9 protein-coding genes are annotated in these 8,622 nt (G+C 38.3%); 4 read left to right on the top strand and 5 right to left on the bottom strand.

Features of this window, described 5'->3' with window-relative positions; translation table 11 throughout:
* Positions 1–178: 178 nt before the first annotated feature.
* On the top strand, positions 179–742 hold the full coding sequence (locus PSI17_RS15170; protein ID WP_273552775.1) for a YniB family protein: 564 nt from the start codon (positions 179–181) through the stop codon (positions 740–742).
* Positions 743–850: 108 nt separating this feature from the next.
* Here PSI17_RS15170 and PSI17_RS15175 read toward each other — a convergent pair whose 3' ends face one another.
* The 5 genes from PSI17_RS15175 to PSI17_RS15195 form a co-directional block, all read right to left on the bottom strand.
* Positions 851–1,720, bottom strand: coding sequence for a fructosamine kinase family protein (locus tag PSI17_RS15175; protein ID WP_273552776.1), 870 nt, complete (start codon positions 1,718–1,720; stop codon positions 851–853).
* A gap of 138 nt (positions 1,721–1,858) precedes the next feature.
* Positions 1,859–2,749 (bottom strand): metal ABC transporter permease, encoded by an 891-nt coding sequence (locus tag PSI17_RS15180; protein ID WP_273552777.1) that lies wholly within the window; start codon positions 2,747–2,749, stop codon positions 1,859–1,861.
* Positions 2,746–3,621, bottom strand: coding sequence for a metal ABC transporter permease (locus tag PSI17_RS15185; RefSeq protein ID WP_273552778.1), 876 nt, complete (start codon positions 3,619–3,621; stop codon positions 2,746–2,748). The genes PSI17_RS15180 and PSI17_RS15185 overlap by 4 nt, the downstream gene beginning before the upstream one ends.
* Positions 3,618–4,529, bottom strand: coding sequence for a manganese/iron ABC transporter ATP-binding protein (locus PSI17_RS15190; RefSeq protein WP_273552779.1), 912 nt, complete (start codon positions 4,527–4,529; stop codon positions 3,618–3,620). Before PSI17_RS15190 ends, PSI17_RS15185 begins: the two co-directional genes overlap by 4 nt.
* On the bottom strand, positions 4,526–5,440 hold the full coding sequence (locus tag PSI17_RS15195) for a metal ABC transporter substrate-binding protein (RefSeq protein ID WP_273552780.1): 915 nt from the start codon (positions 5,438–5,440) through the stop codon (positions 4,526–4,528). Before PSI17_RS15195 ends, PSI17_RS15190 begins: the two co-directional genes overlap by 4 nt.
* Positions 5,441–5,732: 292 nt before the next feature.
* Between PSI17_RS15195 and PSI17_RS15200 the strand changes: the two genes are divergently transcribed.
* The 3 genes from PSI17_RS15200 to PSI17_RS15210 form a co-directional block, all read left to right on the top strand.
* Positions 5,733–6,413, top strand: a complete 681-nt coding sequence (locus PSI17_RS15200) for a transglycosylase SLT domain-containing protein (RefSeq protein ID WP_273552781.1) — start codon at positions 5,733–5,735, stop codon at positions 6,411–6,413.
* A 493-nt stretch (positions 6,414–6,906) separates the two neighbouring features.
* Positions 6,907–7,593, top strand: coding sequence for a hypothetical protein (locus PSI17_RS15205; RefSeq protein ID WP_273552782.1), 687 nt, complete (start codon positions 6,907–6,909; stop codon positions 7,591–7,593).
* Positions 7,594–7,747: 154 nt separating this feature from the next.
* A partial coding sequence (locus tag PSI17_RS15210; RefSeq protein WP_273552783.1) for a hypothetical protein occupies positions 7,748–8,622 on the top strand: 875 nt, incomplete at its 3' end.

An 8,622-nucleotide genomic window follows, 5' to 3' on the forward strand; every position in this document is an offset into this window, starting at 1 on the left:
TGATAACAGTGATTAATGAGATTTAATTGTAACAATTTCAGTCAATTAAATCTCGTTATGAGTGATAACAAAGCAGAGATACTTTTTAGGAGAATTATTCTACCAATGGGGGTAAAGTTGGTTCCTTATGAGCTATTATTGAGTAAAAATAAAATGATTTATGCCAATGGAGAATGTAATGACGTACCAACAAGCCGGATATGTTGCTGTCGCTAAACGAATCTTGGGCTGGATTATTTTTGTGCCGTCCTTATTATCAACGTTTGTCTCAGTGGTTAATCTGATCGCAGGGCAACATGATGTTAAAGGTGATGGTGTTAGCGGTGATGGTATTAACGCGGTATTGAATGATTTCCTCAGGATGATGACAGAAATGATTAAATTTAATACACCATTTTTGGATTTTTTCTGGAAACATTCGCCAACCCCTGATCGTCTTATTGGGATCACAGGGGAAAATATCAGTTTTCTTGTCATTTATATTCTGATGTTTGTTGGTTTGGCAATGAGTGCGTCAGGTTTGAGAATTTATCGTCAATTTAAATTCATCAAAGAACGTATTGAGGATCAAATGCTCCTTGAACTTGCGAAAGAAAGTGGAATAACCAAAGAACAATTGGAAGCCAAAATTAAGTTTCCTCGTCATTCTTTATTCAGCCAGATTTTTATCCTTTATATATCACCAATCATTATCGGTGCGATCGCTTATTTCTTATTTAAATTCTTGGGGGTGATAATGTAATTAAATAAAAGCCAATGGCCGTGCAAGGATGCTCCGTGCAGCACTTCGGTTAAAATAAATTTATATTTTTAATATCATGAATGCTAAGTATCATATTAATAAAGTATTTCATGCCTGTTCGGATAAAATTTTATCAATCATCTTTTGTACCAAGATAAAATGATCGCCACCGAAAAGATTACACCTATTCAATAAATAATAGAGCTGGTAAATAGGTTGGCGCTCAAGGAAATCTTTAGATAATGGCCAGATACTCTGATAACCATCAAATATTTGCAAAGGAAGGTCTGGATAAAGTGGCAACATCGCCAGATCACATTCACGATCTCCCCAATAGCAGGCAGGATCAAAAGTGACTGCACAATTATCGTTCAATGATGCACAGTTCATGGGCCATAGATCGCCGTGCAGGAGAGAGGGTTGCGGGTGGTGGTTATGTAATTTGTCACTGATTATTTGGACAATTTGGTTAATATCTCCAAATATCATTCCGTTATCGGCGGCAAGTTGCAATTGCCATCCAATGCGTTTTTCGGCATAAAAATGATTCCAGCGCTTTTGCCACCCGTTAGGCTGTATGGTGGTTGCGAGCATGTTATCAAAATCAAAACCAAATTTAGGTTGTTCACTCCATTGGTGTAGCTTCGCAAGGTGTTGACCAAAAAGATACGCACTATGCGGGTTAAAGGGTTTTATAGGCAAATGTTCCAGTAACAAGAAGCTATAATTGCGATCATGACCTACACCATAAACGTCAGGAACGCGGGTTGTTTTGCTGCGAGCCAGTAAGTCCAGTTGTTCGGCTTCTGCTTTAAAAATTGGCAGCATCTCTTTCACGTTGGATTTGATAAAGATAGCTTGTTCACCATATTTAATGTGCCAGGCATGGTGAATATCGCCTCCCGCCAATTCCGTTTTATTGTGAATTTCAGCATCACCAAAATGCTCACTTAATAGACGGCTAACTGCTTGCCACATGGTTCACCTCATTAAGTTGACAATTGCTATGCTCATATTACAGACAGATATAACATTTGAACAGGCTAAAAGGGATTTTAATGGAAATTAATAAGGCCATATCTTAAATTTGATATGGCACTCTATTATTTCTTAGTTTTATTTTTCTGGAATTGATGCCGATTGGGGTAGCATTTTTTCAAACGACCCTTTGTTTGCTTTCTTGCAAGCTAATTTTATTTGGTCATAAATAAGTGCAATAGTAAAGAAAATTGCTTGAATGATGACGATGCAGGGACCTGTTTCGGCATCAATATGGAAGCTGATGATCGTGCCAAGTACGCTGGATGATATAGACGCAAGCATGGCTACAATGAGCATACGGTCAAAACTTCGGCACAGTATAAAAGCAATGATGCCGGGTGAGATTAACATCGCAATGACGAGGATGATGCCGACAGCCTGCAAAGAGGCGACAATGGTGAGCGCCAACAGTGATAATAATCCGTAATGGAGAAGTTTGACGGGAAGACCAACCACTCGTGCCTGATTGGGATCAAAGCAGTAGAGCATGAAATCTTTTCTTTTCAGTAACACAATCGCCAGTGTGATCCCTGCAATACACAGTGTTTGCAGTAATTCATGCTGAGTAATGCCCAATATGCTGCCGAATAAAATGTGTGTCAGGTGTTGATCCGTATCGATGCGAGTAAACAGCACTAACCCAAATGCAAACATCCCTGAGAAAACAATCCCCATAACAGTATCTTCTTTGATTCTGCTATGTTCTTTTAGATATCCAGTGGCAAATGCACAAAATATACCGGAAAGGAACGCACCTATTGCAAGGGGGATACCTGCGACAAAAGCAAGCACGATACCCGGCAAAACCGCATGGGAAATGGCATCTCCCATCAGCGACCAGCCTTTTAAGACCAGGTAACACGAGAGTACGGCACAAACAGCGCCGACTATAATGGCAGCAAAGATGGCTCGTCGCATAAACCCATGCATGAAAGGTTCAGTCATTAATTCAATCAATGTGTTCATGAGCGTCGTTCCTGAATCAATGCCAGAGATTCCTTTCTGGCTCGTCTGCGGGAGGCTAGCATGCCATGTTTGGGGGCAAAGAAGAACGCGAGTAGGAAAATGACTGTTTGCATGGTGACAATGACACCCCCAGTTGCACCATTGAGAAAATAACTCAGATATGCACCGATACCACTTGTGAATGAACCGATGGCAACAGAAATAACTAACAAGTGCTTAAACCTATCCGTTAATAAATAGGCGGTTGCTCCCGGTGTGACAACCATTGCGATCACCAAAATAGCACCTACTGTCTGTAATGCCGCAACAGTACAGGCACTTAATAACGTGAAGAAAATCATTTTCAACCGTAACGGTGATAATCCGATAGAGCGTGCATGAGTTTCATCGAAGAAAACAACCAACAAATCTTTCCAAAGTAGCATTAAGATAATAAAAGAAATTGCGATAATGATTTCAACCTGTAAGACATCTTCATCGGAGATCCCCAGGATATTGCCCAAAATAATGGTTTGTACATTCACGGAGGTTGGGTTTAAAGAAACGATCAATAATCCGACGGCAAAAAATGTAGAGAATATAAAACCGATCACCGCATCTTCACGTAACCGAGTGATATGACGCACTAATGTCATTGACAAGGCGGCGAGCATCCCCGTAAAAAAAGCCCCACCTGCATAAGGTATACCGAGAGCATATGCGCCTGCTACACCAGGTACAACCGAGTGGGAGAGGGCATCTCCCATCAGCGACCAACCTTTTAGCATCAGGTAAGCGGATAAAAAAGCACAAACAGCCCCAACAATGGCACTTACCCACATAGCTTTTACCATATAGTTATAGCTGAATGGTTGTAAAAGTAGTTCCATCATGGTTGGTCTTCCTTTTGCTTGGGGCTTTGTCGTGGTGGGATATGATGATTATGCCCATAAAAGACGGCAGCACGTTCATCATCAGTAATGACGGTCAGTGAGCGTGGATCGTCATCTTCATGTAACTCAGGGCCGGAAAGATTAATATGGCGTAAGACACCACCGAAGGTCATTTCCAGATTTTTTTGAGTAAACGTGTTTTCTGTTCGGCCACTGGCGAGCACAGTGCGATTGATCAAAATAACGTGATCACAAAATTCAGGGACGCTGCCAAGGTTATGTGTTGATACTAAGATCAAATGCCCTTCGTCACGTAAGTCACGCAACAGGTCAATAATGGCATTTTCTGTCTTAACGTCCACGCCAGTAAAAGGTTCATCCAGCAGTAAAACTCTTCCTTCTTGAGCTAATGCGCGGGCTAAAAATGCGCGTTTTTTCTGACCCCCTGAAAGTTCACCAATTTGGCGGTCACGCAGTTCTGTTAATCCGACACGTTCAAGGGCCTTATTGACAATGTCATGATCACGTTTACTGGGACGACGTAAGAATCCCATTTTTCCATAACGCCCCATCATCACAACATCGGAAACCAGCACCGGAAAGTTCCAATCGACATCTTCAGTTTGAGGAACATAGGCGATGATATTTTGTTTTAGTGCGGCTTTGATAGGTTGATCGTTGAGGGTCACTTTTCCTTGTGAAGGGGCTACTAATCCCATGATTGTTTTGAATAATGTGGATTTTCCGCTGCCATTCATGCCAACCAGCGCACAAATTGTGCCGCCGATAATATTAAAACTGGCATCGTAAATAGCCGTGTGCCCATTGTTATAAGTGACCGTAGCGTTTTCCACAATTAAATGAGGTGGTTTAAATGATGGTTGGCGGTTTAATGATGAGTGATTCATTGATTAAATCCTTTTGCAATTGTGTCTACCGTAGTGTTAAGTAGATCAATATAAGTCGGAACAGATCCTTTTTGAGTGGAAAGAGAATCGACATAAAGTACTCCGCCATAACGGGCGCCAGTTTCTTTACTGACTTGTTTTGCTGGCTTATCTGAAACGGTACTTTCACTGAAGACAACGGGGATTTTATTGGCCCTTACCGTATCAATGACACGGCGAACCTGTTGAGGAGAACCCTGTTCCTCAGCATTGATAGGCCATAGGTAAACTTCTTTGAAGCCATAATCTTGAGTGAGATAGCTGAAAGCGCCTTCACTGGTTACCAGCCAGCGTTGTTCTTCAGGAATACGAGAAAGGCGTTCTCTAAGAGGTGCATCCAATTGAGCTATTTTTTCTGCATAGGCTTTGGCATTGCGATTATAAATGTCAGCATTCTCTGGATCGTGTTTGACAAACGCTTTACGAATATTTTCGACATAAATCAGCGCATTTTGGGGGGACATCCAGGCATGTGGGTTAGGGTTTTTATTGTAAGGCCCTTCACGAATTGGCAAAGGCGTAATACCTTCGGTTATCACAGCAACAGGCCTATCTGCCATATTTTCAAAAAAACGTTCGAACCAGCGTTCTAAATTTAAGCCATTCCAGAGGATCAGGTCTGCGCGCTGTGCTTTGATGATATCTTTGGGAGTGGGTTGGTAATCGTGGATTTCTGCACCAGGCTTTGTGATTGATTCGACAATTGCGGCATCCCCTGCGACATTTTGCGCCATATCCTGAATAATCGTGAATGTCGTCACCACCCTGAATTTTTTGTCAGCATACGCTTGCTGACTGAATAACGTCATAGTGAACAAAGCAATAATCAGGCTGAATATCGGAAAAGCAGAAAGCGAGTGTTTTTTGTCCATTATGGTCAACCTTACTTGTTATAGATTTAATTATTGATAATGATTATCAGTATCACCTTTATAAAGTCAAGGAGATAACGGATGAAATTGATAATAGATTCGATAGATACACCTTAAATTTTGTTGATGGCTATCTCAGTGACAGACTTATGCGAGCAAAAAAACAGCATATTGTCCAGGGTTAACCATGATTAGTGAAGAGATTTGTTTTGATAAATAATAAAAAATATTTTTAGTTTAACAATAAAATTATATATGCTTTATAGGGTTAATCTTAGTTAGGGGAAGTTGCGTGAAATTAAAACTCGGTTCTATTGCGCTGGTATTGTTACTGACGGGATGTGCAGGCCAAGGGGGTCATCGCTCGGACATTAATGGACAAACGACGGCAAAACGTATGCTGGATAGCAATAATGCGGTTTTTGGCTCTCGTAAACTCGCCAAGAAATCTGAACCAACGCCATTTGATAGCCTGATTAAAAAGGCTGCAAGGCGTTATGGTATTGATGAAACCCTCATCAAAGCGATTATTCTGGTGGAATCTGGTTTCCGTCCAGAGGTTATCAGTAAATCGAATGCCGTTGGGTTAATGCAGATTAAGGCGTCCACGGCTGGTCGGGATGCTTACAGAATAAAAGGAAAATCAGGGCAGCCGACAATACGCGAATTGAAAGATCCTGAAACCAACATTGATCTTGGTACAGCGTATATCAGCATCTTGAAAAAACAGCATTTAGACGGCATTTCCAACCCGGAAACACTGCATTATGCAACGATAGTCGCTTATGTAAATGGTGCAGGTGCATTGTTGCGAACGTTTGACCCAAACCGGACGTTAGCAATTAATAAAATTAATCGAATGACACCCAATGAGTTTTATCAATATGTGCAAAATAACCATCCAGCACCACAAGCCTCGCGTTATTTATGGAAAGTGAAAAATGCTTATGGTGATTTTGGAGTAACCCAATAGTTTAATATTTATTTGTAAATTATAGATGTTACAATTTTGAAATGAATATTTCACAAGCAATATTGGTTATTTTTTTAATTGAATGTGTCTTTGATAATTTATGGTTTAAATTATTCCTTGGTAGAATGGTCTGTTCAATAAAAAATAATTATCAGTCGATAGAAAAAAGTGATTTGAATTAATTTGGTGGAAAGGGCATTTTATATGGCGATCTTATATTAATAGTGCTGATAAGAAAATATGAAACCTTTAAGGTTGGTTAATGTTAAATATATTTTTAATAACCATGTGTGATTATATGGTTTATAAATGGTTTTGTGTTTTGAATTTTCACCTATATTTATCATTTTATTAGAGCTAAAAAATATAAGGTAGTAATATAAAAGATAACTTTACTTACCCAAGGTTTTTATTTGTTGTTTTAGTTCTTGTTGTTAATGTTGTCACAAATATTAAAAATTCCAATCTAAAAAACATAATAAAGAGGTATTCAATGACAAACTTAGAAAAAATAGAGCTTTCTCCTCCTGTGTTTCCTCAGGCAAGCGGGACGGATACCATTAACATGCATGATGTTCATATAATGGGGAATAAATATTTATTAATGAATGTGGGGAAATATGTTGACGAAGAAATTGGAGATGAAATTGTTGGCTATCTTCGTTTTAATGATGGTAGTGTTATAACTTCTATACCATACTATATCACCCCAGATAAACAGGATTTTTCTCCATATTCGTTACTATTCCCTGTAGATAAAATCACTCTATATGGATCTTATCAAGCCCAATATAAAATAATCAGTCATGGGAACGAGCGTGATTCACCAACGGTAAATGTAAATCTTGTATTTTCAGATTCATCGAGTTTAATTGAAGTATCACTTAAAGATGGTTCTACCATTTTTAATGGTCAGTCCATTTATCTAATAGTAACCATCAAAACGGGTGATCCAAATATACTATCTGAAATATCTAAATTTAAAATAGAAGATCAGTCGAAATCTATTCATCAAGTTATATATGAACCATTTGTAAAAAATTTCACAAGTCAAGAAAAACATGGTCATTCTATACTGTTATTAACGTTCGATAATAGTCAATCTCTCACAGAAATTCCTTTTAAGGTTGTGGCTTATGATAAAAATGAAAGGCAGGGCGAGAGCGCGAACGTTTTTTGACCTTAATTTGTATGTAGCATAATCAATTATAGGGTGAATATCACTCAATTCGGTCTTGTTAAAGTATCAATCAGTATTTTATTTGCACGGATCGTTCAAAAAACAGGCTTTCATGCTCTCGCCCTGAAATGAAAGGCCTGTTAACATTAATCCTTTGCCTATTTCATATAAAATAAGTAAAAATCCACCGCAAGAAATAATTACATTAAAAACTGAAAATAAGTTTATAAAATTACCAACTACTGATAACCTAATAACTAGCAAGACAAGCACTTATAGTGTATATGAAGGAGTAGTCCTTGATACTGCTGGTAATGGGATAAATACTCAGGTTGTTATTTCAACACAACGAAATCAATTGTCTCCTGGATCTGAGGTGATAAATATAACTGATGATTCAGAAGGAGATGTTAATATTATTGATCCTATAGAGAAAAGAAATCACCAATATTCCATCATATTAAACAGTGATGAAAATGGGAAGATAAAATTTCGTGCGTACCCTAAAAAAGGTAAACCAGCGAGAATTGATTTTATAGCAGAAATACAAAATCTAACAGGATATACATATACAGCATCAATGTGTATCTTTCCTGATAACTCTCATAATCGACAATTAGATAATCCTTTTATAAATGAAATGGAAGAAGGTGGAGTACTTAAGAAACTCGTTGGAAGAGATCATTTTAATGTAGAAATTAATCAATATGATAATTCCTATGAAACAGACATTCTTGCATTCTTTACTGAATATTATGGAACAGATGAAAAAATATTATTATCTCCAACCTATAGGACTGGAGATATAAATAAAATAGGAGATACTCCGTTTCCTTTCACATATGATCAATTAGAACCTAATAAACTTGGTGGGTTATACTATATGGTAATCCCCCAAGAAGGGGAACCCAGATATTCCGAGTCTTTGAATGTGAAGTATGTTCAAGATGAAGATTCTTCAGATGGAAACAAAAACGAAATTTATGATAAAGTGACTGTATATTCTACTTATGCAGACCTTCCCATAAA

The organism is Xenorhabdus sp. IM139775, from assembly GCF_028598745.1.
GTDB lineage: Bacteria > Pseudomonadota > Gammaproteobacteria > Enterobacterales > Enterobacteriaceae > Xenorhabdus.

Excerpts from the sequence above, each read along its gene's own strand:
- PSI17_RS15170 (WP_273552775.1), top strand. The coding sequence starts at position 179 with ATGACGTACCAACAAGCCGGATATGTTGCTGTCGCTAAACGAATCTTG.
- PSI17_RS15175 (WP_273552776.1), bottom strand. The coding sequence starts at position 1,720 with ATGTGGCAAGCAGTTAGCCGTCTATTAAGTGAGCATTTTGGTGATGCT.
- PSI17_RS15180 (WP_273552777.1), bottom strand. The coding sequence starts at position 2,749 with ATGAACACATTGATTGAATTAATGACTGAACCTTTCATGCATGGGTTT.
- PSI17_RS15185 (WP_273552778.1), bottom strand. The coding sequence starts at position 3,621 with ATGATGGAACTACTTTTACAACCATTCAGCTATAACTATATGGTAAAA.
- PSI17_RS15190 (WP_273552779.1), bottom strand. The coding sequence starts at position 4,529 with ATGAATCACTCATCATTAAACCGCCAACCATCATTTAAACCACCTCAT.
- PSI17_RS15195 (WP_273552780.1), bottom strand. The coding sequence starts at position 5,440 with ATGGACAAAAAACACTCGCTTTCTGCTTTTCCGATATTCAGCCTGATT.
- PSI17_RS15205 (WP_273552782.1), top strand. The coding sequence starts at position 6,907 with ATGACAAACTTAGAAAAAATAGAGCTTTCTCCTCCTGTGTTTCCTCAG.